We start from the raw sequence: 24,448 nt of genomic DNA on the forward strand, positions 1-24,448 counted from the left end.
CCGGGTTTGAATCGCAGCACTAAAACAGCACAGCAGCAACCACCGCCACGGCAATCAAGCACGCTGGTTTTTATCGTTCTGAATCAGCGCGTACGCCGAATGGTTATGGATTGATTCGAAGTTTTCCGATTCGACAACATAGGCATCGACACGGTCATCGTGATTGAGCACTTCGGCAATGTCTCTGACGATATCCTCGACAAATTTGGGATTGTCATACGCTCTTTCAGTCACATACTTTTCATCGGGACGTTTCAGCAAGCCGTACAATTCGCAGGAAGCATTCATTTCGGCGATACGGATAATGTCTTCGATCCACACAAAAGTGTTGGTGCGTACCGAAATGGTTACGTGCGAACGCTGATTGTGCGCGCCGTAATCGGATATTTTTTTGGAGCAAGGACACAAGCTGGTCACTGGCACGACAACTTTCATGGTAAAGAAATATTCACCGTTCTTGATTTCCCCGATGAATGTCACTTCGTAATCCAGCAAGCTTTTTACTTTGGAAACCGGTGCGGATTTATTGATGAAATACGGAAAAGTCATTTCGATATGGCCGGAATCCGTTTCCAGCCGTTCGATCATTTCCCGCAAAATCACTTGAAATGATTCAACTGAAATTTCCCGCTCGTGGCTGTTGAGAATCTCGACGAAGCGGGACATGTGCGTGCCCTTGAAGTTATGCGGCAAATTCACATACATATTGAAAACCGCGATGGTATGCTGCACGCCATCGCTTTTATCCGCCACAACGACCGGGTGCCGAATGGCTTTGATCCCTACCCGGTCAATTGCAATACGCCGGGTATCGGGTGAGCTTTGCACATCAGCAATCGGTAAATCTATTTCCTTATTCATGTTTTATCTCCTGTGCGACGAGGCCGGATTCATTTACCGACGAATCTGATAATTCACCAATTCCGGTAAAGTTATGCGGATATTATGGCTCGCACTGATTGAATGATTCCATTCTTGTCTAATCCGCAGTCTGCCAGCATCTGTGCATGATCACCCTGATCAATGAAGATATCCGGCAAACCGAGCTGTAACACTTTGACATGAAGTCCCTGGCTGTGGAGCGATTCCGTTACCGCACTGCCAGCACCTCCCATCACGGTATTTTCTTCCACCGTTACCAGCAAATCATGCTGTGCCGCTAATGACGCCACCAGATCATCGTCCAATGGCTTGATAAAACGCATATTGGCAACGGTTGCGTTTAATTCCTCGGCGGCTTGTAAGCAAGGCGTCAACATGCTGCCAAATGCCAGTAATGCAACTTTATCGCCTTGACGCCGGATTTCACCCCGGCCAATCGGCAATGCCTGCATTTCCTTTTGAACATTAACACCCGGTCCGGTTCCGCGTGGATAACGAACCGCCGATGGAGTATCCAGTTGAAAAGCAGTATATAACATCTGCCGGCACTCGTTTTCGTCAGCCGGCGCCATCACCGTTATGTTTGGAATACAGCGTAAATAGGATAAGTCGAAACTTCCGGCATGCGTCGGCCCATCTGCGCCAACCAAACCGGCCCGATCGATCGCGAATACCACTGGCAGATTCTGAATTGCGACATCATGAATCAATTGATCATAAGCGCGTTGCAGAAATGTCGAGTAAATCGCCACCACCGGCTTCAGCCCGTCGCATGCCGCGCCCGCAGCAAAAGTAACTGCATGTTGCTCAGCAATGCCGACATCGAAATAGCGATCAGGATATTCCTGAGAAAAACGCACCAACCCCGAGCCTTCCCGCATCGCCGGTGTAATACCGACCAAACGGGTATCCTGCGCCGCCATGTCGCATAACCAGTCACCGAATATCTGAGTATATGACGGTTTGCCACCCGCCTTTGTAACAATCCCTTTTTTCGGATCGAACTTACCGACCCCGTGGTACAAAATCGGATCTTCTTCCGCCACTTTGTACCCGGCGCCTTTACGGGTCACCACGTGCAAAAATTGCGGACCGTCCAGTTCCTTGATGTTATTCAGTGTGGTAACCAGCACCTCCAGATCGTGCCCGTCGATCGGTCCGATATAATTGAATCCGAATTCCTCAAACAAAGTGCCCGGTGTCACCATGCCTTTAACATGTTCTTCAGCACGCTTGGCCAGTTCCAGCACTGGCGGTACGACCCCCAGCACTTTCTCGCCGGCACGCCTGGCAGTGGCATAGAATTTTCCCGACATCAGCTTAGCCAGATAATTATTCAGCGCACCAACCGGACGGGAAATCGACATGTCGTTGTCATTCAGAATAACCAGCAAGTTGGCATCCATCACACCGGCATTGTTGAGCGCTTCGAAAGCCATACCGGCGCTCATAGCGCCGTCACCGATAATTGCGATCGCGCGCCGATCAGTGTTGTTGAGCCGCGCGGCGACGGCCATGCCCAATGCAGCACTGATGGACGTACTGGAATGTGCGGTACCGAATGCATCATACTCACTCTCGTCTCGGCGCGGGAACCCGGCGATTCCGCCGTGCATGCGCAGTTTACTCATGCCTTCGCGCCGTCCCGTCAGAATTTTGTGCGCATAGGTTTGATGTCCGACATCCCACACCAATTGATCATAGGGCGTATTGAAAACGTAATGCAGCGCAATTGTTAATTCGACGGTCCCCAAATTAGATGATAAGTGCCCACCGGTCTGCGCTACCGAATCAATCAAAAAGTTACGTAACTCTTTGGCAAATTGCGGTAATTTTTTTTGATCCAGCTCGCGTAATTGGGATGGTGAGTTAATGGTATCTAACAGTGGATACATTCAAAGCCTGAAAATAAAAAGTGTGGAAAAAAACAATTAGAACTTACGTTTAATAATAAAATCGGCTACCTGCCGCAATCGTAACGCAGCATCCCCGAATTCATTGAGTGCCTGATGTGCATCGTGTTGGAGTTTTTCAGCCAATCCACGGGCTTGGCTGATACCCAATATACTGACATACGTTGGTTTATTGTTCACTGCATCTTTCCCTGCAGTCTTACCCAGCGTCGCTGTCGTCGCTTCGGAATCAAGTAAATCGTCAACCACTTGGAAAGCCAAACCGACACATTTGGCAAAATGATCCAATTTAGCCAATTGCTCGTCACGCAACGAACTACTGCAACGTGCCCCCAGCATCACTGCGGCACGAATCAATGCGCCCGTTTTGTGAATATGCATGAATTCCAGTTCCGGAAGGCTGAGCATCTTGCCGACGCTATCCAAATCAAATGCTTGCCCGCCCGCCATACCGCGTGAACCGGAGGCAAGCGCCAACTGTACGATCATCTCCAATTGCGTTTCCGCTGTGTCTGCGATACGTTTTTCCGCCAACAATTCAAACGCAAGGGTTTGCAGGCTATCTCCGGTCAGTAACGCAGTGGCTTCATCGAATTCAACATGACAAGTCGGCTTGCCACGGCGCAAGATATCATCATCCATGCACGGCAAGTCATCATGCACCAATGAATACGCATGAATCAATTCTACCGCCGCAGCCACCACCGTGACGCGCCCGGCATCCGCCGCCGCAAGCTCTCCGGCTGCAAACGACAGTAATGGCCTTACCCGCTTGCCGCCCCCGAGCACCGAATAGCGCATGGCTTTATGCAAACGTTCAGGAACACAGTCCGGGGCTGGCAATCTTTCTTCCAGAAAGGTTTCAATCCGCGCCTGACAGCTACTGGCCCAGTTCTGAAAATCATTGTTCATCGCTATCCGATTTTGAAAAATTTTTTAACATGCCGGATTCTAATACACGCACTTGTTGTTGCGCATCTTCAAGTTTGCTCTGACAATATTTAATTAACTCCGCACCGCGCTGATAGGCTGATAATGAAGCTTCCAACGACATTTGTCCTGCTTCCATCGCTGCCACTATTTTTTCAAGTTCAGCCGATGCTGCTTCAAAACTCTCTGGTTGAGCCGAAGCAATATGCTTCGATGATTTGGTCATAAAAAGTGAGTCAGCGAAAAACTGATACAAGCCATATTAATGGCTCTTTCATAAAAATGGGTAAAAATAACGCAATTAGCCGCATCAGGTCAATGCAATTTTTGGAAAACGCCGGGGCAAGCAATCCAAAGAATTTATTCGAAACCTGCCAAGGTTGAATAAATCATCGGATAGAAGGCATTCGTCGCGTTTATTGATCGCTCTATTTCGCTGCAATGTTGATACATCAAACTGACTATGGCAAGATACAATCCTGAGATAGCGTAAAGGGAAGCCTATAAATTTCTTTCACAAATCTTCCGGAACATTGTTTCCCTTCATTGTTTTCCTTATTTATAACCGCTAATCTCCCAACGTTTTCCAGGCAGAGATTCTTACAAGCAGAATCTTTTTATAACCACTAACATTTATTGAGACGATCTTGAACGAATCTTTTGAACAAATCGCCGTTTATTTTGAAACTGTTCCGTTATGGCCTTTTTTTATATTCGGCTTCTTGGGAGTAGTGGCGCTGATGATCGACATCGTCAACCGCAAACGTCGCGCTTATGCAATCGAAAGTTTCCGCGCCACGATCGAGGAGGAACTGGCGGATATGTACCCCGTACATAAGCGGTGGCCCAAAAATATCAATCATTACCTCACCGCCCGGCTACCAGAAATGCATCAAAATTTTGAAGTGCTGCGCGTGTTCATCCCGCAAAAAAACTTGCCTGAATACAACGCCGACTGGAACAATTTCCGGGATTTCTGCCGCAATCTCACGGATGAAAAGATTGCTGCGGCGGAACAAGCTTTGATATCCGGTCAGTCGTCAAACAATGAACCGGATCCCAAAGAAGTTTTTCATCAACTGATCGACAACTTACTGAAACACACGCATTTCAAATAGTCTTCGTGATCACACCGGGTCTACTGAATTAACTCGTTGTTTATTATTAGAGTCATCTCGTTACTAGTGAAAAGATTATCGCACACGGTCCGGTGCAACATTTTCAGGATACGCTTCACCACTTTCGATGAGTAAACACCCGATGCCGGCCAATTCCCGCATAATAATCAAACCGGTTATGTCATATGGGGATATGGGTAAATTTATCGATGTCCCGTGGCGGGTCTACGCCGATGATCCGATGTGGGTACCGCCGTTACGTCTCGAACGCCGCCTTCATTTCTCCCGTTTCAACCCTTATTTTAAACATGGCGAATGGCAAGCCTGGATCGCGTACCGGAACGGTCAACCTGTTGGCCGCATCAGCGCGCAAATCGACAAACTGCACCAGGAACGGTATGGATCGGATAGCGGTCATTTCGGCCTGCTCGAATGTATCGACGATTCCGAGATATTTGCCGCATTGATCTTAAATGCCGAAGCATGGCTCGCAGCAAGGGAAATCCGCCGGATCAGCGGTCCGTTCAATCTGTCAATCAATCAGGAATGCGGCATTCTGGTGGAAGGCTTCGACACACCGCCGGTTATCATGATGCCGCACTCTGCGCGCTGGTATAGCCGGTTACTCGAAGAGCAAGCGTATCATCCGGCAAAAGATTTGCTGGCTTACAAAGTCAACATCGATTTCGAAATACCGCCGGTCATGCAAATGATCATGAATCGCTTTGCTCCGCAAATCCGGTTAAGAACTTTGCAGCGTGACCGCTTCGACGAAGAAATTGAAATTTTACGCAGCATCTTTAACGATGCCTGGTCTGAAAACTGGGGGTTTATCCCGTTCACCCAGGAAGAATTCGCCGAACTGGGCAGTATTTTTCGTCTGCTGTTGCCGGATGATTTTATCCAGATCGCCGAAGTCGACGGTAACCCGGCGGCATTCATGGTCGGCATCCCCAATCTTAACGAAGTACTGTCGGAATTAAACGGCCGCTTGCTGCCGTTCGGCTGGCTCAAACTTATCAGTCGCATTAAAAACCGGAAAATCCGGACCGCTCGCGTGCCGCTGATGGGCGTGCGCAGGCAGTATCACAACACTCCCATCGGGATCGCATTGGCTTGCCTGGTCATCGACGCGCCTCGTCAAGCCGGGCTTGCACGCGGTTTCAAGGAAGTTGAAATGTCATGGATTTTGGAAGATAACGCTGCCATGCGTCACATCCTCGACAAAATCGGCTGCGAACAATACAAACGTTACCGCATCTATCAGAAATTATTATGAGTGACGAACCAACCGCAAGCTTTACAGCGTTCCAAAGCCACTGGCTTCCGCTGATTTCAGGTGGTGACCGATGAAATTGATCGAACGGTATATCGCACGGGAAATCATGCTGCCCTTTACTGTCGTAGCGCTCATTCTGATCGGTTTGTTTGCCAGCTTCAGCAGCGCCCGGCTGTTGGCCGGTGCGGTCACGGAAACTTTAGGCATCGCGGCGTTGATTAAACTGGTTTTTCTCAAGACGCTCATCGCGCTGGAAGTATTGATCCCCATCGCACTCTATATCTCAGTCATCGTCGGTCTGGGCAGACTCAACAAAGATCATGAATTGATTGTAATGCGCACCTTCGGTTTGAGCGGCTCGCGCCTGGTGCTCATTGTGCTGTCCGTGGCAATTCCGGTTGGTATTTTGAGCGGCACGCTGTCGTCGTATGTCCGGCCTTGGGCTTATGGCGAAAGTTACATTCTGGATGCGCAAGCGGAAGCGGAATTGAACACCAACCGCTTTCAAGCCGGCCGCTTTTACGGCAGCGAAAAATCCGGCAGGATTGTGTATGTGCGGACCAAGGACGAATTCAACAAGGAAATGCACAACATATTCCATTTCATGAGAAAGCCGGATAGCAGTGAAATCGTATTCGCCAGAAGAGCGCATCAGATTCAGCCGACAGCCCAGGAGCCCCGACCGAATATTCAATTATCCGACGGTGTGGTCTATCAATTAACCAATGCAGCCACTATCGATGACGTGATTCACTTCAACAGCATGACTTACTACATCGATAACGATACTGTCATGAACTACCGGCGCAAAGCAGCGGCAACCCGGACGCTATGGGAATCGGACCAGCCACGCGATATTGCGGAACTGCAATGGCGGATTTCCCGTCCGCTCGCTACCATTCTGCTGGCTCTGATCGCAATGGCCTTTATCCGCTTCACGCCGCGCCAGGACAAAACCGAGCGGACTTATCTGGTGGCCGCACTGATCTTCGCCGCCTACTACAATCTGAGCGGTTTGGCTAAAACCTGGGTGGAACAAGGTGTGGTCGGTAGCATCCCCGGCGTCTGGTGGCTGGAATCCTTGATGCTGCTCGCCCTGGTCGTTTATGGATGGATTGCAAGCAACAAAAAAATGTCACACCCATCATGATTTTCTATCGTTATATTATCAATCAAGTAATCGTCGGTTTTGTCATTGCCACCGCAGTGCTGTTACCGCTCTTCAGTTTTTTTGATTTATTGGATCAACTGGACGATGTCGGCAAAGGTACCTACCGCGTCAGCGATGCATTTCTCTATACCGCGATGCTGTTGCCGCGCCGGTTCATTCAAATCGCACCCTTCATCGCGTTGATCGGTACCGTGATCGCACTCGGGAAACTGGCCGTACACTCGGAATTGATTGCGATGCGGGTCGCCGGCCTATCGCCGCTACGCATCAGCCTCGCGCCACTCAGCATCGGGATCGTGCTGTTGCTGGGCGTCGCGATTCTGGAACAATTCGTAGCTCCGCAGTTGCAACAAAAAGCCATCACTTACCGCGCAAACGCATTGGAATTATCGGTTGAACTCGGCAGAAACCTCGGCATCTGGACCCGGAACGAACACAGCATTTTGCGTATCGGCCAAATCGTTCATAACACCAGAGCCGCCGACATCGAACTGCTGCAACTGGACCCGGAAGGTTTTTTACAAACGCACACGCTCGCGCAATATGCCGATATCATCGATAACGACATGTGGCAGTTGAGCAATGTCACCGTCCGCACGTTTAAAGACGGCCAGATTACTGCAACACGCACCGACACAATCAACTGGAATTCATTTGTCAAACCCGACGACATCGCCACGTTGACCAAACCGCCGGAGAGCTTATCGCCGGTTGAACTGGCCCGGCATGTGGAATTTTTACGCAGCACCGGACAAGACGCCGATTCGTATGCATTGGCATTCTGGCGCAAAATCGGCAGCGCCTTGATGACAATCGCGATGTTGCTGCTATCGATCCCGTTCGTGTTCGGATCCATCCGTACCGGCCTCAGCAACAAACTGGTATTCGCCACCCTGATCGGAATCGGGGTTTATTTGCTCGATCAAATCATCGCCAATACCGGCTTGATCCTGCGCGTTAATACCACCGTTATTGCCTTGATACCCAGTTTTGTAATGATTCTGATCGCCAGTTTCTGGCTGCGGCGGACTTTTTAGCGATAAGCTATTATTGTTGCTGGAAAACCTCTAAAATCGCAGGGTCTTGCAAGACCCGATCCATTTTCCCGGAATCGGACGGTCAAATCAGAATAACACCCTTGAGCTATCACACATGTCGACTTCAACCTACATTTATATTTTCGGTGAAGATGAAATAACCATTTGGGGACTAACCGGGCGTGAACGCTTGGCGCGGATGCTGAAACCTTACGCGCATTTAAAATTCACCGACGATGCCGAGAAAATTCCTGTCAGTGCCCAGGCACTGTTTCTGAACGCCAATTTCCTGTTTGACGCGCGGGTATTGAAAGCTTTGCTCGAACTGGATAAAAAAGTCGCGTTATACAATGACGAAGGTTGCCCCGCAGCGATCCTCACCGATGGTAACTACGCACCGCAGTTATTACGCAATCTCAACAACAACAAAGACCATAACTATAAATTCGCGTTGCTGACAATCCCGCGCATTGGTTTGAGAGATCTGAAAATCGATGTTCAGCAAAATTTGAAAAAGAAAGATCCACCGTATATTTTGCCGGTCAGCTTGGAAAACAAACCGCTGCTGGAAAAAGAACTGTTTTCCGGATCGTATAAAGGCGTTACCGATTTCGTCACCAAATGGGTCTGGCCGTTTCCGGCGTATTGGGTAACGCATTACTGCGTACGCCAGGGTTGGCAGCCGAACCATGTTACTTATGCCAGTATCGTATTGGCCGTACTGGCGGGTGTCGCATTCTGGTACGGATTGTTCGGCATCGGTTTGTTCATGGGCTGGTTCATGACTTTCCTCGACACCGTCGACGGCAAGCTGGCGCGCGTGACAGTCACGTCCAGCCGCTTGGGTGATGTATTGGATCACGGCTTAGATATCGTCCACCCGCCGCTGTGGTATGTAGCCTGGGGCATCGGCCTGGCGGGAACGCAAACGCCGCTGACCGGGTTAGGCGTTTTGATGACGTTGATGTTTCTCGGATATATCGGCGGCCGCTTGTGCGAAGGTGCTTTCCAATTCGGTTTAGCATCGTTCGATATGTTTATCTGGAAAAAACTCGACTCGTTCAACCGTCTCATCACCGCGAGGCGCAACCCGAATCTGGTATTGCTAAGCTATGGCTGGCTCACCGATCAACCCGATTTCGGATTGCTGATGGTAGTCATCTGGCATCTGGCCTCCACCGTATTCCTGCTCTGGCGCGTCGTCACCGCGTGGAAAATTAAATTGCAAGGCGGAGCCCTGACATCCTGGCTGCAGGATATCGATCCGGCACGCGACCGGGATATCTTGGCGGTCAGAATCTTCACCCGCGCACCGATCAATCTGCGAAAACCATTCCCGCTATCGTAGCTTTGATAACCGCTGAACGAATCTCATGACGCTGACCATGCGCATCGAACGGCTCAAAGCCGGGACGGCCAAAGCCGGATGCCTGCTCAATCCGATGGGCGGTCAAGTGCGCAAGCGCGCGACCGAGATCCGACAAGACCTGCATGCAATACCCGATTTGATGGTGTGCGAAGCCCAGGATGCCGCTTCTTTCGAAACCGCCATTGCGCAATTGCTGCAAGCGGACATCGATCTGCTCGTGATCGTCGCCGGCGATGGCACTACGCACGCAATTTTCGGTCATTTGTTCGCGGCCCGCGCGCCCGCCGACTGGCCGCTCATAATGATCGTGCCCGGAGGCACCACCAACATGACGCCGCTGGACTTAGGCATGCAAGGCAAGCCCGAACAAATCATTCAGCGCTTGCATGATTATCTGCGCCAACCCGCGGAGCCTCGATTGGTGCAACGCCCGGTACTGCGGATCGAACAACCAGGCATTCCGGCGATTTACGGCATGTTCTTCGCAGTCGGCCTGATTGCGCGCGGCGTTAAATTCTCGCGCAGCCCGGTCAAGCAAATCGGCATCACCGGCGGTATTTTCACCGCATTGATCATGCTGCGCTCATTGTTCGGCATGTTGTTCGGCCATCAGCAAAGCGCCTGGTCACCGGTCACCATGACCTTGACCGAAGCCAACGGCCGGATGCATCGCGGCACTTACCTGTTCGCCCTGGTCAGCGCATTGCATTGCCTGTTACTCAACATCCGCCCGTACTGGGGCAAAGAACCGGAGCCGCTGCACGTCACCTTGGTCGATCAAAGGCACAAGCGCTTGTGGCGCTCGCTGTGGCCGCTGTTATCCGGTGGAGGACAGGTGCTGCAGGAACAAGAGGGTTATTACAGTCATAATACCGCCCGCATGACGATCGAAATGGACGACGAATACATCGTCGACGGCGAATTGTACCGTTCAGAGCCGCAATCGCCGATCACCATCGCCGCCACCGAACCGGTTACATTTCTGGTGTTATAGGAACCTCATGACTCTAGCGCCTGCCACCCATGAACCATTGCCCGCCGGGTTGCTCGATACCGTTGCGGCAGAAAGCGTTCAACCGGTCTCGCCAGATTTTTCGCCGCTGGTCGATGCGCTGGTTCAGCGTTTTGGCGATTCACTCGATGCCGTCGTGCTGTACGGTTCCTGCTTGCATTCCGCGATCAGTCTGGACGAAGGTATCGTCGATCTGTACGTGATTGTCGACGACTACCGCAAAGCCTATCCCGAACGGCATTTAGCCCTTTTCAACGCCTGGCTGCCGCCGAATGTGTTTTATCTGGAAGTGCCGCATCAGGGAAAAACCCTGCGCGCCAAGTACGCAGTGATTTCCACCGGCGATTTTGAAGCTGGCGCGCGCGGGTGGTTCCATTCGTATATCTGGGCGCGCTTCGCGCAGCCGTCGCGGCTGCTGTTTGCGCGAGACAACGCCGTCCGCCAGCGGCTGTATGCGGCAATGGCGCACTCGGTGCTGACCTTTTTGCGATCCGGGGTAGCGACGCTTGAAGCCGGTAGTTACAGTGTCGAGCAATTATGGACTCGTTGCTTGTTACTGACTTACGCCGCCGAGCTGCGCGCCGAGAAAGCGGGCCGCGCCAATCATCTGGCGAATGCCAACTTGGCCGCATTCACCCGTTTCACTGCGGCCGCTCACCCGTTACTGGCTGACATGCTGGAGAAACAAGCAGACGATTGCTACCGTTGCCTGACCGATCCGAAAACGCAACGACAAGCGTTAGGGCGCTGGCGATTGCGCCGCTGGCAAGGCCGGGTTCTGTCGATCCTGCGCCTGGCGAAAGCCACCTTGACCTTCGCCAACAGCGTCGACTACGCCGCCTGGAAAATCGAACGCCACACCGGCGTGCGCGTCGAAGTCACGCCGCTGCTGCGCCGCCATCCGATCCTGTGGGGTTTGAAAGTCGCCGGCCGACTCATACGCCGCGGCGTGTTACGCTAAGGAAACACTGATTAATTCAACGAATGAGATGAAGCACGAGGCGCACGGAACGCAGCAACCGAGACATATCAACATGATAGGCGAGGATGCGAGTACCGCGTAACGAAGTGATTCGCTCGTGCAGTCAATTAATCAGCGTTTCCCTAACGGTTATCATGCATTAAACTATCCACAAAACTTTAATTGGAGAACAGTCTATGAACCCATCAATCCGTCTACTCATGCTGGTATTAATCCTGCTGCTCACCGCCTGCACCACGATGTACCTCGAAGGACTGGAAAAAGTCGGCATCCCGAAGCGCGATGTGATGGTGTACCGCGTTGAAAAAGCCCGCGACACCCAGCAGGAAACCAAGGAACAATTCAAATCGGCATTGGAACAATTCACCGCCGCCACCAATTTCCAGGGCGGTGATTTGGAAGCGACGTACAAACGGCTGAACGACGCGTATGAAGCCAGCCTCGGCAAAGCCGAAGAAGTTCGCAGTCGCATCGCCGATATCGAAAGCGTATCGGAAGCCTTATTCACCGAGTGGAAACAGGAAATCACGCAATACAGCAACGCCTCCATGCGGCAAAACAGCCAGCGCAAGCTCGAAGCCACGCAAGCGCATTACCATCAGCTCATCTCGTCGATGAAGCAGGCGGAAAGCAAAATCCAGCCGATTCTGACGGTGTTCAACGATCAAGTCATGTACCTCAAGCACAACCTCAACGCCCGCGCCATCGCATCGCTCAAAGGCGAACTCGGCAACATCAAATCCGACGTCTCGGCACTGATCGCTTCGATGGAACGTTCGATCAACGAAGCCAATGCATTCATCAACACGATGGACAGCAAGTAATCCCGTAACGCGCGTGCCCGTTCCCGGCGCGCGCTTCACATAAACCGCATCGACAAATCCACCGCTTGGATATTCTTGGTCAGACTGCCGATCGAAATCCGGTCGACACCGGTTTCCGCGACTTGCCGCACGTTTTCCAGGGTGATGTTGCCGGAGGCTTCGAGAATCACCGCTGCGCCGGCCTGTTGGCGGGTGAATGCGACAGCTTCGCTTAATTGCGCGGTTGTGAAGTTATCCAGCAACACCATGCGCGCACCGGCGGCCAGCGCTTCGCGCAATTCCTGTATGTTTTCCACTTCGATCTGCACAAACACATCCGGTGGCGCAATGGCCATCGCTTTCATTAACGCCGGTTGAATGCCGCCGGCGGCGATGATGTGGTTTTCCTTGATCAGAACTCCGTCGTACAAGCCGATGCGATGATTCACACCGCCGCCACACGTGACCGCATATTTCTGCGCCAGCCGCAATCCCGGCAGCGTTTTCCGGGTATCGACGATCACCGCGCCGGTTCCAGCGATGGCATCGACATACCGCCGCGTTTGCGTCGCCACAGCGGATAGCAGTTGCAGAAAATTCAACGCCGAACGCTCCGCCGTCAACAGCGCACGAGCATTGCCGCGGATCTTGCACAATTCCTGCCCGGCCTGCACCCCATCGCCATCCTTGGCAAACCACTCAACCACACTTGCCGGATCGAGAGAACGGAAGCACGTCTCAAACCACTGCGTGCCGCATACCACCGCAGCTTCCCGGCTGATCACAGCGGCCTGCAGGGCTCTGTCATCCGGAATCAGCGACGCCGTCAGATCACCGCTGCCGATATCCTCTTGCAATGCGCGTTGCACGTTGGTGTGAATTTCATCGTGTAAATCTTTCATGGGTAGTTGTCTTTATGGTTTTTGTTTTCATTTTCTGCATTGCGCACAATCCCAACAGCCTTTGGCCTGACTGTCTCGCTCCGTCTCGACTGTCCGGCCAAAGGCTATCCCGCATCGATGATCTCCGGTCGCTTTTAACCTGAGACCAAACGAAAACCAAGGGAGTAGGCGCGAAATTCTGGCTCTAGCCCGTAGCGGCAAGCAGAACGTGTGTAACTTGCATGGAAGTACCAAGAGCCTCCACGCACCACGCGTCGATCCCCCTGACCGGGGCCGATCGGATCAATCACCGCTTCTCGCGGATAATCGCCGTACCAATCCGCGCACCATTCCCACACATTGCCGTGCATCTCGTACAACCCCCACGCGTTCGGCGGCAACGACTTGACCGGCACGGTTTTTCCCCGGAACAAACCATTACCGCCACCGACGTAGGGATAATTACCGTCGTAATTCACTTGCTTAGGCGTGATGTCGTCGCCGAACGAAAACGGCGTTTGCGTGCCCGCGCGGCAGGCGTATTCCCATTGCGCTTCTGTCGGAAAATGCACTTGCAAATCGGGAAACAACGTATTCAAACGTTCGATGAACTGCTGCACGTCCAGCCAATTGACACTTTCCACCGGCAACCCCAGGTCTCCGATGAATTCACTGGGATTTTCATTCATCACCGCTTGCCACAACGCTTGCGTACAGGTCGTATCGGCCAGCCAGAAACCCCGCGTCAAAGTAACTGGATGAAGTATCTCGTCAGCGCTTCTTTCCACTTCATTTTCCGGCGATCCCATCAGGAAATTGCAAGGCAGAATCCAGCGGAAGCGCTGACACACGCCTTGATAGTTCAAGTCCATATACAATCCGAAACGGTCTTGCCCCCATTCGCTGGCCCAGGGCTCGGGAAAAGCGGGAGGAAATCTATTGTTATCCATGATGCTATTGTACGGAAATTTTGCCGGATGGCGCTACGCTTATCCAGCCTACTTTGCTCGCTCCGTCTCGACTGTCCGGCCAAAGACTATTCCGGAATCAACGGCCTCCGGCCGTTTCACTTGCTTGCTGTTCTTTCAACCTGGGGCCAGGCGGAAGCCAATGCGGCTGTAACGGTCGTCCGGCACGTACCTACCGCGGTAAGCAGAACGCGCGTACCTCGCGCGGCTGATCCAGGAGCCGCCACGCACCACGCGGTGCTCGCCATCACCAGGACCAACTGGATCAATAACCGCTTGCCTAGGATAATCACCAAACCAATCCGTGCACCATTCCCACACATTGCCGTGCATTTCGTACAGCCCCCACGGATTCGCCGACAACGATTTGACCGGCACGGTTTTTTCCCGGAACAAACCCTTGCTGCCGCCCGCATAGGGATAATTGCCGTCATAATTGACTTGCTCGGGCGTGATATTGTCGCCGAACGCAAACGCCGTCTGCGTGCCCGCGCGACAGGCGTATTCCCATTGCGCTTCGCTCGGCAAGCGCGCCTGCAAACCCGGAAACAACGCATTCAAACGCTCGATAAACTGTTGCACGTCCAGCCAACTGACTCTTTCCACCGGCAAACCCGGATCGCCTTTGAAATGGCTGGGATTGTCATCCATCACCGCTTGCCACAGCGCTTGCGTGCACGCCGTATCGGCCAGCCAGAAACCTTGTGTCAGCGTGACCGGATGCTGGGTTTCGTCAGAGTATCTTTGCGTTTCATTTTCCGGCGAACCCATCAGGAAACTGCCGGGCGCGATCCAGCGAAAGCGTTGCCGGATGTCGTGGACTAGCAGATCCGCAAAAAAACCAAAGGCATCTTGCCCCCACGCTGCTGCCCAAGCGGGTGGAATAAAGCGGTCAAACTGCATGCGTTGTTGGCTGGTATGCACGATCAAAGCCGGATACACCAGCCTGGCGCCGGTTTCGTTGCGCATAACCAGTGCCTGCGGAAGGCTCGGCACGGTAGATTCAAGGGATTTAGCGGCCTGCCAGTGCCACGGGAAATAAACCGGCCGCCGCCCGTTTTCTTGCGCGGCCCACAACAAAGTATCGCGGTCGACATCGAATGTCGCCAAACGGGTTGCTCCATTCGGCAACGGCGCACCGGCCGATTGCAGTTGCAATGCATAGTGCGCGTCTTGCACCAGATCCATGCGCTGTTTGGCCTTCGAAGGCAATTGTTTCATCCATTCAACCGGATCGATCCCGGCGGGCAAACCTTTGCGCGCACGCGCCGGTTCGGCTTGTACAACCGCGACCGACAACCGGTGCAGATAGTTTTCATCTGACCCGATCATCGGCGCTACCCAGCGGATATGGCGCTCGGCGAGTTGCGCCATGCGCATCCGCGACAGCGATGTGGATTCGGGCGGTGCTTGCAAGGTATTGGCCAGCTTGTTGAAGAACTGCCGCGCAGTATCGGCTTTTACTCGTTCTTCGGCGGATAAGGTAGCCGTGGTCAAATGCTGCCATAACAGCGTTTCTTCATGATGGATCGCTTGCGGCAAGCGCGCGTGCCAGTCACGCAGACATTCCAGCGTGCGTTGTTGCAACAGCGGCGGCAGTTGTTTGAATTTTTCCTGCCAGCCCGGCGCTGCCCACGGCGCAATCGCACAAGCCGTCGCGGCGGTATCCAGTTCGTGGTGGCACCAGACTTCGCCTTCGATACCGGCATCGCCGCGCCCATCGGGCAGCAAACTACGCAATTCGCGCAACAGCGCCGGTTCCACGCGCGTGGCGCAGGACATCAGCGTCAATAGCGCCGCCGCAGGCGCGGACAAAGCGGCTGGTTGATCAGATGAAACAGTGCGCGCAAGCGCCCGGCGCAGCGGCCGTAAGCAGCTATCCGGGCTTAGCCGCACGTAATCGGCCAGATGAGTCAATTGCGGTTGCAAGTGGCGCAACGAAGCGGGTGATAACACAATCGTGCGCACGCCGCGGCGTTTCAATCCGGTGAGCTTCGCTTGCCAGCACTGCCGCGGCCAAGAATGCGCAGGGGCGGTCATGCCCAGGTCGCTGACGATCAACAAAGTGCTGCCCGGATTTAATTGCGGCCAGGGAATCGATCGCGCCTCCGGCCGGTTCGTGCGCAAGCGTTGCAGCGGCTGCTGCGGTATGCCGCGCAGGCGGTAACACTGCACATTGCGGCGCAAACGGCTGTGCAATTGCCGTTGCAACCACAGCCAATCCTGCCAATACGGCGTCAACCGATCGGAAAAATCCGCGACCACCGGCAACGGATCGGGCCAGCTCAACCGTTGTTTGCGCGGCAAACGATGCATGACACGGCCTTGACTGATCTGTTGCACCAGTTGCGGCACATCCAACGCCGCGCCGCGTGTTGCCGCCACCGCCTGGCGCAAACGCGGCCACAAGCGCGTCCATGGCACGATGGGCTTTGCTTGCGGCACGGAATAACTGGCGTCCCAAGGATGCATGTCCCGCATGTCGAGCACGCCGGGGGGCGGCGTTTCCGGGGATTGCCGTTCGTTTTCCAGAGTTTCGGTGTTGGCGATCGCGGTCAAACGATACGGTGCAAATAGTAATTGCTGCTGTGTTGTTGGCGGCGTGGATACGCCGGAGAGCGGCTGGGATACCGTGCTGGAATCATCTTGAGGTTTACTTGCGGTTGTTTCGTCAAGCGGCTTTGGTACAAATCCCAATAGGGTTGCGTAGGCAGCTTGTCTCATCGCATCGTCTCCGGCCAGAGCCAGTGCGATGAGCAAATCCGCCCGGCTGCGCGCGCCTTTGAGTTGCGTTTGGATGGATGTCACGGCCGCCTAGAGCGCACTCCCCGGACTGCTGGGCTGCTTGTGATAGGCGAACGCATACACGCGCTCCAACCACTCGGCTTGTTTTGCCGGATTGTCCGGCGCCAAGCGCTCCAGCCCGCGCAGCAGATCCAGATACTCCGCCAAGCCGGGTTGCGGGCCATCGCCGGAGTTTCTTCCCCGTTCCTCGAGCAGCTTGGCCGCCGCTTCGTCGAGAATCGATTGCGTCAGCGCCGGCCGCCGGTCGTGCGGATCGCGTTGCGGATCGCGGAAATGCACGCGCGCACGCTGCTTGATCCAGGCGGCAAAATCGCTATCCGGTTCGATATTCAATACCAGACAGCGGCGCACGAATGCGGGCGGCAACTCGCGGTCTTCGTTGGTGGTGATGATGATCAACGGCCTGGTCACGGTCGCGGCATTGACTTCGTGCCCGCCCCACGGCAAGCGGAAACCGGTGTTGGCCAGCACTTCCAGCAAACTGTTGGGCAATTCGCTGTCGGCTTTGTCGATTTCGTCAAGCAACAATACCGCACCACGCTGTGCGGCCCGTTCGCTTTGTTGGACTTCACCGTTTAGCGGCATCAGCGATTGACTTGGCCGCTGCGTCGCGGCTTTCGGATGCGCCTTTAAGAAAGTCTCGGCATCGCCCCAGTTCAACGCCCACCATAGCGGGCCAGGACTAACATAATCCAACGGCTGAACCGAACCGGCGTTGCTTTCACGCGCCTGCGCATCGGCCAGCCGCGCAATCGCATCGAAACGCCACTGTAAATCCTGCGGTTCGGTGCGCGCGGTAATCACTTCGTAGACAAATGCTCGGCCCAGATACTCGGCAGCCGCACGCGCCAAGTCGCTTTTACCGGTGCCGGGCAAACCCCGTACCAGCAACGGCCTGCCGCTCGCAACCGCCAGATCGATCGCGTCTTGCGACTTGCCGTCGAGCCAATACCAGGATTCCTGCCAAGTGCCAACTGCGGGTAAATAAAATTGTTTAGCTACGGGGTGTTGGGTTTGTTCGGTGATCATGGGTTGAAAAAATAATTAATAAAAAAAGATAGCTTGAGAAAATACTTACTATGATCCTGATTTGTCACGACCAAAACGATGTATTAATCCTTCCAAATTCGATTCTTTAACATGAAGCCACGCGTCTGGATCATTCCCGCCATAAATGTAAATCCATATCAAGTTATTCAGTTTCTCACGGAAAGTATCCGCTATGGAGCGAATATGCAATGGATTGTGTTCCGCTGTTTGCGATAAATACAGCAATTGTACCGGTGAATTTCCAGGCTCATCGATGTATCCCATCAGTTCGCCGGATAAGCGTTCCATCAAATCTTCCGATTCATCCAACTTTCCCGAATAGCCTAACGACATCAATAAATCTTTGGCGATATGATTGCATACCGCAATTTCGTTCAGCTCACCCGATTCGGGGAAATAATGACCGATATTCCGGGAAAAAGGATCCTTCTGCCCATTGACATGATCCATTTGCCCCGGGGTGAATCTGGTGGTTGTTCTGCTGGCACCAATAAGCTTGAGTGCTTCGATACTTTCCACTGGCACACGAGTTAATCCTTGATCATCAATTTCACGGTTTTTTCGTACAACGATTTGCAACAAATAGCTGAATAATTCCTCACTGGCCAACTCATTGATTGCCGAACCCTTCCTGGCACGACTCAGTGCGGATAGAAATTTCGCCACGTGCAGATGGCGATCTCCTGAACCGGCTACCAGATAGTCTGCAATCGCTTCATCATCACGCAGCAAATGCGGTTCATCCTTGATGAGGTTGTCAAAAAAGCTTTCGATAACGGTTTTTAATTCGCTGCGTTGGAATTGTTCGATTAATTTTTGTTTCAGTTTAATTTGCCAAGGTTGCAAGGACGGCGAGGCTGTCTGTGTTTTAGATGGATTCGTTGGCGTGACCGTTGAAATATGAGGCGCAACGGGAACTGAAATATTTTGATGGAAGTGCTGTTTGATAAAAGCGATCAGTAACCGATGCTGCATGGCATTAGCATCTTCAGGCTTAGCAATTGTGAAATGATCGGAGCCAGGCAGCTTATAAGGCTCCGGAAAATAAACCGCACCGGAAACCGGTGGAACGACTTGCGAAAACCATCCGAACTTTTTCAAAGTGACAAATTTGTCTTCGACGATTTCTTTCCCTTGGATATCAATTCTTTTGGCACCGATCAGGTTCTTAAATTCTTTATTGAGATCGTTCAGCCACTGATTATTCTGGCTGAAGCGAAGAACATCGGCTTGGTTATGATTCATCAGTGTTGCAAGCGGGTTCAACCAGCTTGCATACTCTGAACCCAATGACGGTGAAGCAACCAAATACAGGCCTACAGTAACACCGTTGAGCTCCTGCTGGCGCGACACCAAATACTTTCGAACAACGATACCGCCCATGCTATGACAAACAAACAGCAGATTCCGGCTCGCTAACACGCCATCGAGCTTCAATCGCTCTTTAAGGTCGTCTACCACGTCGCTCAGGCTGTATGTACCACTGAAAAAATCAGTTTGGTAGGTATAAACATAAATGCCAACAGCTTCGCCACTCAATTGATCCTGCAATAATTGCGGCCAGTAGGCACCCGTTTGTTCATTCTTCCAACAATCTCTGCCATTCGACAAAAATCCGTGTACAAAAATAACCGATAAGTTGGAATCATTGATTTTTCGTATCCATTTACCCTGCATGGCAGTTACTCTATTGGGTTAATTTTCAATTCATTTTAGTACAAGTTTAAAGGCTAATTGTACCCTCCCACAAAAACTAGCTTTAGCCTCGATGGAATCACTTAGTTTTTTTATAGTAAACTGGTCACATGAGCTAACGATTACTCGGTGTTACAGGAGAAAGCGGTATGTCTGGTATAGCCGATCTGATTTTTTTCAGTGTTGCCACGATATTGGGTGTGGCCATCGTCGGGTTGATCGTTGTCTGGTTCATCCAGGATATCACGCAAAAAAAACATTCGATTCTGCGCAATTATCCGGTGATCGGGCGGCTGCGTTATTTTTTCGAGATCCAGGGCAAGTATTTCCGGCAGTATTTTTTCGCCAATGACCGCGACGAAATGCCGTTCAACCGCGCCACCCGCGGTTGGATCTACAAAAATTCCAAAAATAAAGGCAGTCTGGTCGGTTTCGGTTCGACCAACGATTTGCGCCAGCCGGGCTCGATCATTTTCGTCAATGCTGCTTTCCCGATTCAGGAAGAAGATCAGTTGCCGACGCCGTCGCTGCGGATCGGCGAGGGTTATTGCGAGCATCCATTTGAAGCCAAATCCATCATCAATATCAGCGGCATGAGTTACGGAGCAATTTCAAAACCGGCGGTGCGGGCACTGTCGCTCGGCGCGGCGCAGGCGGGTTGCTGGTTCAATACCGGCGAAGGCGGATTGTCGCCGTATCATCTGGAGGGTGATTGCGATGTGATCATGCAAATCGGTACCGCCAAATACGGCATCCGCGATGATCAAGGCAATTTCTCGCCGCAACGCGCGAAAGAATTGAGCAAGGTGGTCAAGGCGTTTGAAATCAAGTTGTCGCAAGGCGCGAAACCCGGCAAGGGCGGTTTGCTGCCCGCCGGTAAGGTACACGAGGAGATCGCCGCCATTCGCGGCATTCCGGTGCATCAGGATTCGATCAGCCCGAACCGCCACAAGGACATCAACAACATCGACGAGTTGCTCGACAAAATCCATTATATCCGCGAATTGACCGGCCGCCCGGTCGGCGTTAAAACCGCGATCGGGGGTTGGAATTTCATCAACGAATTGTGCGACAGTATCAACCGCCGCGGATTGGAATACGCGCCGGATTTTCTCACCATCGACGGCGGCGAAGGCGGCAGCGGCGCGGCGCCGCAAACTTTGATGGATCATGTCAGTTTGCCGATTGCCGAGGCGTTACCGCGGGTAGTCGATGCATTGCTGCAGGCGGATTTGAAAAAACGCATTATCGTTATTGCGGCCGGTAAGCTGGTGACATCGGCGGAAGGCGCTTGGGCATTGTGCACCGGTGCCGATTTTGTCAACACCGCCCGGGGTTTCATGTTCTCACTCGGTTGCATCCAGGCGATGCGTTGCCATTTGAATACCTGCCCCACCGGTATCACCACGCACGATGAACGGCTGCAAAACGGGCTGGTGGTGGAAGAAAAATACCTGCGCGTCGCCAACTATGCCCGGAATGTTAACAAGGAAATCAACATGATCGCGCATTCGTGCGGGCTTCGCCATGCGCGAGAATTCCGGCGCGAGCACGTGCGCATCGTTGAAACCGCCGGTAAAAGCGCGGCGCTGAATATCTTGTATCCCTACCCCGAAGCCGCGAAGAAAAAAATTCCGGATTAACCGGGCAAGTTACCAGCAATAAACCTCGCGACCACCCTGTCGATATTTAAAACCACAATCATCGCCCCGCCCCGCTGAAATACTGCATTCCAAGAATTGAGCGGAAAAAACCATCCAAATGCATACTTAAGTATTGTATAGAATAACCGATAATACATGCCTTTGAATCGATTCCAAAACTTCATACAACAGGCAACCACAAGCAATGCTTCGTTTCTTCAGCAATCAGGGCAACACCAAAACAATTGTAATAAGTGGCTTGACACTGACAACATTGATTATTCTGACGGGCCTGTCGGTTTACACCGTCATGCAACGGCAGATCGAATCCATGACGGCTACCGGTCTCAAAGCCACGCTAGAAAACACCGTAAAACTGATCGAAAATCAGATCACGCATTCGGTAGCAAATACCCGAGCCACATCCACGCGCATTTTTTTAACACAAAGTCTGGAAAAAGTTTATTCGGAGGAATCTAGATCCGAAGGCATTGCTGGATTACGCGAATCTGCGGAAAAAATCCTTACAACGCATTTCTCAAGCATCAGCATTTACGATGCTAACGATAACTTGGTGATAACGGATGGTAATGTCGCGCAGCGAGCCACGCTTCCTGTGGAGTTAAACGCCCATCCCGATGCTCACACCCTATTGTTTTGGAATCAAGGCTTTGTATTACAAAATTCGATCCGGCTGTTTAACCAAGACCGCCAATTAATCGGCCGCATTACCACGGAAGAATCATTACCGGATCTCACGCGAATCTTTACGGAAGCGCCTCTGATTGGCGAAACCGGCGATTTTTTACTGTGCGCGCCAGTAGCAAACAATAAACTCGAGATGGATTGTTTTATCCGCGCTTTTGACGGCAATCAATTTAAGCGGATACAGCGCATTATGAACAATAAGCCGTTACCGATCCATTTTGCACTGAACGGTGAAACGGGTACGAAATTTGTCAAGGATTACCGGCAAGTCGATGTGGTCGCGGCGCACTCACCCGTCGCCTACGGACTTGGCGCTGTTCTGAAAATAGATAAAGATGAGCTCAATAGCTATCTCACACATCAAGTTAAAATCATTGTTACCTTTCTGGCTTTGATTTTATTGTTTGGAATCGCAGCAATTCACTGGTTGACTTTGCCTTTCATCCAACGATCAATTAAACAGAAAGAGTCTTACTTGAACGAGCGGTTAAAGGAAAATATTTGCCTGCAGAAAATTAGAAATTGTTTGGCACAAGATCAGAGCATCGAAGAGACCTGCAAAAATATTTTAAGTTTCTTGTTGTCAGCTTTTGAAAACCAGGAAACGGTCGTCGCCAAAATCAATCTCGAAAACAATCAGATTACCACCCCGGGATATCAGGATCATTTGCCCGACTGTATCGAAGCCGCAGTAATCGCAAACGGCCAACAGTGTGGATCACTGCAAATGGCATTCGCCCACGGCGCGCCGCATGGATTGGTTTATCAGCAAAACCTGATCGGAACCATCGCTCACGATCTGGGTAGATGGTATGAACGTAAGGAAGCCGAGAAACGCATTGTTGAAATGGCGACGCACGATGCATTGACCGGTTTGCCGAATCGCCATTTGTTGCAGGATCGGGTTGAACAGGCCTTGGTTCATGATACCCGACGGCAACGGCAGATGGCAGTGCTTTTTATCGACTTGGATCATTTCAAAACGATTAATGACTCGCTCGGGCACGATATCGGGGATTTATTACTAAAAGCTGTCGCCAATCGCTTAAAATTTTGTGTCCGTACCGAAGACACAGTAGCTCGTCAGGGTGGTGACGAATTTATTGTCGTGCTCAATTCCATTGCCGAATCACTCGATGCCGCAAAGGTTGCACAAAAAATTCTGGATTCTTTGTTGCAGCCTTTTTATATTCATGGAAACGAGCTTCACATCGGCGGCAGCATCGGCATTGCGGTATTTCCTAACGATGGCGGAACCGCTGAAACGTTGCTGAGAAACAGTGATGTCGCCATGTACCATGCCAAGGAAAATGGCCGGAATAATTACCAGTTCTTCACCGATGAGCTTAACAAATCCGCGTACGAAAGACACACCTTAAGTCTGGATCTGCGATACGCGATGGAACGGAACGAGCTGTTACTGCATTACCAGCCCGTGATGGATATGCCCAATCATCAACTCTACGGACTCGAAGCATTGTTGCGTTGGAAGCATCCGGTGCATCAGTTGGTATCGCCGGATAAATTTATCAACCTGGCGGAAGAGACAGGATTGATTATTCCCATCGGCGAATGGGTATTGAAAACAGTCTGTTTGCAAATCAAAGCATGGCAAAGCCAAGGACTGTACGTGCCACGGATTGCTATTAATTTATCTGCCCGGCAATTCCGCGATAAAGATTTAATTACCAATATCTCACGAATTCTTAAGGAAACAGAGGTAGACGCGAAATATATTTCGCTGGAAATTACCGAAAGCATGCTGATTGATAACATTGATAAAGTAGTCGAAACGTTGAGCCGCCTGCATGCAATGGGACTACACATTTCCATTGACGATTTTGGAACCGGTTATTCAAGTCTCAGTTACTTGAAGAAATTCCCCATACACACGCTTAAAATTGACCGATCCTTTGTACGCGACATTGTTACGGATAAAAACGATCGAACCATCGTTGCTGCGATTATTGCAATGGCGCATAGTTTGGAATTGGATGTCATCGCGGAAGGAATCGAAATTGAAGAACAGTTGGCTTTCCTAACCGAACAAAAATGTAATCATTACCAAGGCTATTATTTCAGCAAACCGGTACCGGCACCCGAGATTGAAAGCATGCTCAAACCGGTTCTGCAAAAAACCAAGATTCGCGCCATCCACTCAGTCAAGTAATCTCCCACTTGAAATTTCGCAGCTTTCCCCCA

19 protein-coding genes are annotated in these 24,448 nt (G+C 51.9%); 10 read left to right on the top strand and 9 right to left on the bottom strand.

Going from position 1 to position 24,448, the window contains the following annotated elements; all coding sequences use genetic code 11:
- Window positions 1-54: 54 nt before the first annotated feature.
- From folE2 to ACV7NC_RS07815, 4 genes are all read right to left on the bottom strand, one after another.
- Window positions 55-861, bottom strand: coding sequence for a GTP cyclohydrolase FolE2 (gene folE2, locus ACV7NC_RS07800; protein WP_458151961.1), 807 nt, complete (start codon window positions 859-861; stop codon window positions 55-57).
- 71 nt (window positions 862-932) lie between these two features.
- On the bottom strand, window positions 933-2,777 hold the full coding sequence (gene dxs, locus ACV7NC_RS07805; protein WP_458151962.1) for a 1-deoxy-D-xylulose-5-phosphate synthase: 1,845 nt from the start codon (window positions 2,775-2,777) through the stop codon (window positions 933-935).
- A 36-nt stretch (window positions 2,778-2,813) separates the two neighbouring features.
- Window positions 2,814-3,707, bottom strand: coding sequence for a polyprenyl synthetase family protein (locus ACV7NC_RS07810; RefSeq protein WP_458151963.1), 894 nt, complete (start codon window positions 3,705-3,707; stop codon window positions 2,814-2,816).
- Window positions 3,697-3,951 (bottom strand): exodeoxyribonuclease VII small subunit, encoded by a 255-nt coding sequence (locus tag ACV7NC_RS07815; protein WP_458151964.1) that lies wholly within the window; start codon window positions 3,949-3,951, stop codon window positions 3,697-3,699. The genes ACV7NC_RS07810 and ACV7NC_RS07815 overlap by 11 nt, the downstream gene beginning before the upstream one ends.
- Window positions 3,952-4,372: 421 nt before the next feature.
- Between ACV7NC_RS07815 and ACV7NC_RS07820 the strand changes: the two genes are divergently transcribed.
- The 8 genes from ACV7NC_RS07820 to ACV7NC_RS07855 all read left to right on the top strand — a co-directional run bounded on the left by ACV7NC_RS07820 (window position 4,373) and on the right by ACV7NC_RS07855 (window position 12,517).
- Complete coding sequence (locus tag ACV7NC_RS07820) at window positions 4,373-4,843, top strand: hypothetical protein (RefSeq protein ID WP_458151965.1); 471 nt, start codon at window positions 4,373-4,375, stop codon at window positions 4,841-4,843.
- Window positions 4,844-4,970: 127 nt separating this feature from the next.
- A complete protein-coding gene (locus ACV7NC_RS07825; RefSeq protein WP_458151966.1) occupies window positions 4,971-6,122 on the top strand; it encodes an N-acetyltransferase in 1,152 nt (383 codons plus the stop codon).
- A 70-nt stretch (window positions 6,123-6,192) separates the two neighbouring features.
- Window positions 6,193-7,272 carry an LPS export ABC transporter permease LptF gene (gene lptF, locus ACV7NC_RS07830; RefSeq protein WP_458151967.1) on the top strand — a complete coding sequence of 360 codons (1,080 nt, stop codon included), beginning with the start codon at window positions 6,193-6,195 and terminating at the stop codon, window positions 7,270-7,272.
- Window positions 7,191-8,330, top strand: coding sequence for an LPS export ABC transporter permease LptG (gene lptG / locus ACV7NC_RS07835; protein WP_458151968.1), 1,140 nt, complete (start codon window positions 7,191-7,193; stop codon window positions 8,328-8,330). The genes lptF and lptG overlap by 82 nt, the downstream gene beginning before the upstream one ends.
- Window positions 8,331-8,445: 115 nt before the next feature.
- A complete protein-coding gene (locus tag ACV7NC_RS07840) occupies window positions 8,446-9,678 on the top strand; it encodes a CDP-alcohol phosphatidyltransferase family protein (protein WP_458151969.1) in 1,233 nt (410 codons plus the stop codon).
- 25 nt (window positions 9,679-9,703) lie between these two features.
- Window positions 9,704-10,693: a diacylglycerol/lipid kinase family protein gene (locus ACV7NC_RS07845; protein WP_458151970.1), complete on the top strand. Its 990-nt coding sequence runs from the start codon at window positions 9,704-9,706 to the stop codon at window positions 10,691-10,693.
- Between the two features lie 7 nt (window positions 10,694-10,700).
- A complete protein-coding gene (locus ACV7NC_RS07850; RefSeq protein WP_458151971.1) occupies window positions 10,701-11,672 on the top strand; it encodes a hypothetical protein in 972 nt (323 codons plus the stop codon).
- Window positions 11,673-11,869: 197 nt separating this feature from the next.
- The gene (locus tag ACV7NC_RS07855; RefSeq protein ID WP_458151972.1) at window positions 11,870-12,517 is read left to right on the top strand and encodes a DUF2959 domain-containing protein; all 648 of its coding nucleotides are present in this window, start codon (window positions 11,870-11,872) and stop codon (window positions 12,515-12,517) included.
- 35 nt (window positions 12,518-12,552) lie between these two features.
- On the opposite strand, the gene nadC is transcribed toward ACV7NC_RS07855, so the two are convergent.
- The 5 genes from nadC to ACV7NC_RS07880 all read right to left on the bottom strand — a co-directional run bounded on the left by nadC (window position 12,553) and on the right by ACV7NC_RS07880 (window position 19,877).
- Window positions 12,553-13,398, bottom strand: a complete 846-nt coding sequence (gene nadC, locus ACV7NC_RS07860) for a carboxylating nicotinate-nucleotide diphosphorylase (protein WP_458151973.1) — start codon at window positions 13,396-13,398, stop codon at window positions 12,553-12,555.
- 134 nt (window positions 13,399-13,532) lie between these two features.
- Window positions 13,533-14,327: a formylglycine-generating enzyme family protein gene (locus tag ACV7NC_RS07865; RefSeq protein WP_458151974.1), complete on the bottom strand. Its 795-nt coding sequence runs from the start codon at window positions 14,325-14,327 to the stop codon at window positions 13,533-13,535.
- 135 nt (window positions 14,328-14,462) lie between these two features.
- Window positions 14,463-17,153, bottom strand: coding sequence for a formylglycine-generating enzyme family protein (locus tag ACV7NC_RS07870; RefSeq protein ID WP_458151975.1), 2,691 nt, complete (start codon window positions 17,151-17,153; stop codon window positions 14,463-14,465).
- A gap of 6 nt (window positions 17,154-17,159) precedes the next feature.
- The gene (locus ACV7NC_RS07875) at window positions 17,160-18,179 is read right to left on the bottom strand and encodes an AAA family ATPase (protein WP_458151976.1); all 1,020 of its coding nucleotides are present in this window, start codon (window positions 18,177-18,179) and stop codon (window positions 17,160-17,162) included.
- Window positions 18,180-18,227: 48 nt separating this feature from the next.
- Window positions 18,228-19,877, bottom strand: a complete 1,650-nt coding sequence (locus ACV7NC_RS07880; RefSeq protein ID WP_458151977.1) for an esterase/lipase family protein — start codon at window positions 19,875-19,877, stop codon at window positions 18,228-18,230.
- Between the two features lie 167 nt (window positions 19,878-20,044).
- On the opposite strand from ACV7NC_RS07880, the gene ACV7NC_RS07885 reads away from it, so the two are divergent.
- Window positions 20,045-21,538 (top strand): FMN-binding glutamate synthase family protein, encoded by a 1,494-nt coding sequence (locus tag ACV7NC_RS07885; protein WP_458151978.1) that lies wholly within the window; start codon window positions 20,045-20,047, stop codon window positions 21,536-21,538.
- Between the two features lie 259 nt (window positions 21,539-21,797).
- Entirely contained in the window at window positions 21,798-24,416 is a 2,619-nt protein-coding gene (locus ACV7NC_RS07890; protein WP_458151979.1) for a putative bifunctional diguanylate cyclase/phosphodiesterase, read from the top strand.
- The last annotated feature ends 32 nt before the right edge of the window (window positions 24,417-24,448 follow it).

The sequence above is a fragment of the Nitrosomonas limosa genome (assembly GCF_054188085.1).

Bases quoted from the DNA above. Each gene is read 5' to 3' on its own strand.
- folE2 (WP_458151961.1), bottom strand. From the start codon at position 861: ATGAATAAGGAAATAGATTTACCGATTGCTGATGTGCAAAGCTCACCC.
- dxs (WP_458151962.1), bottom strand. From the start codon at position 2,777: ATGTATCCACTGTTAGATACCATTAACTCACCATCCCAATTACGCGAG.
- ACV7NC_RS07810 (WP_458151963.1), bottom strand. From the start codon at position 3,707: ATGAACAATGATTTTCAGAACTGGGCCAGTAGCTGTCAGGCGCGGATT.
- ACV7NC_RS07815 (WP_458151964.1), bottom strand. From the start codon at position 3,951: ATGACCAAATCATCGAAGCATATTGCTTCGGCTCAACCAGAGAGTTTT.
- ACV7NC_RS07825 (WP_458151966.1), top strand. From the start codon at position 4,971: ATGAGTAAACACCCGATGCCGGCCAATTCCCGCATAATAATCAAACCG.
- lptF (WP_458151967.1), top strand. From the start codon at position 6,193: ATGAAATTGATCGAACGGTATATCGCACGGGAAATCATGCTGCCCTTT.
- ACV7NC_RS07840 (WP_458151969.1), top strand. From the start codon at position 8,446: ATGTCGACTTCAACCTACATTTATATTTTCGGTGAAGATGAAATAACC.
- ACV7NC_RS07845 (WP_458151970.1), top strand. From the start codon at position 9,704: ATGACGCTGACCATGCGCATCGAACGGCTCAAAGCCGGGACGGCCAAA.
- ACV7NC_RS07850 (WP_458151971.1), top strand. From the start codon at position 10,701: ATGACTCTAGCGCCTGCCACCCATGAACCATTGCCCGCCGGGTTGCTC.
- ACV7NC_RS07855 (WP_458151972.1), top strand. From the start codon at position 11,870: ATGAACCCATCAATCCGTCTACTCATGCTGGTATTAATCCTGCTGCTC.
- nadC (WP_458151973.1), bottom strand. From the start codon at position 13,398: ATGAAAGATTTACACGATGAAATTCACACCAACGTGCAACGCGCATTG.
- ACV7NC_RS07865 (WP_458151974.1), bottom strand. From the start codon at position 14,327: ATGGATAACAATAGATTTCCTCCCGCTTTTCCCGAGCCCTGGGCCAGC.
- ACV7NC_RS07875 (WP_458151976.1), bottom strand. From the start codon at position 18,179: ATGATCACCGAACAAACCCAACACCCCGTAGCTAAACAATTTTATTTA.
- ACV7NC_RS07880 (WP_458151977.1), bottom strand. From the start codon at position 19,877: ATGCAGGGTAAATGGATACGAAAAATCAATGATTCCAACTTATCGGTT.
- ACV7NC_RS07885 (WP_458151978.1), top strand. From the start codon at position 20,045: ATGTCTGGTATAGCCGATCTGATTTTTTTCAGTGTTGCCACGATATTG.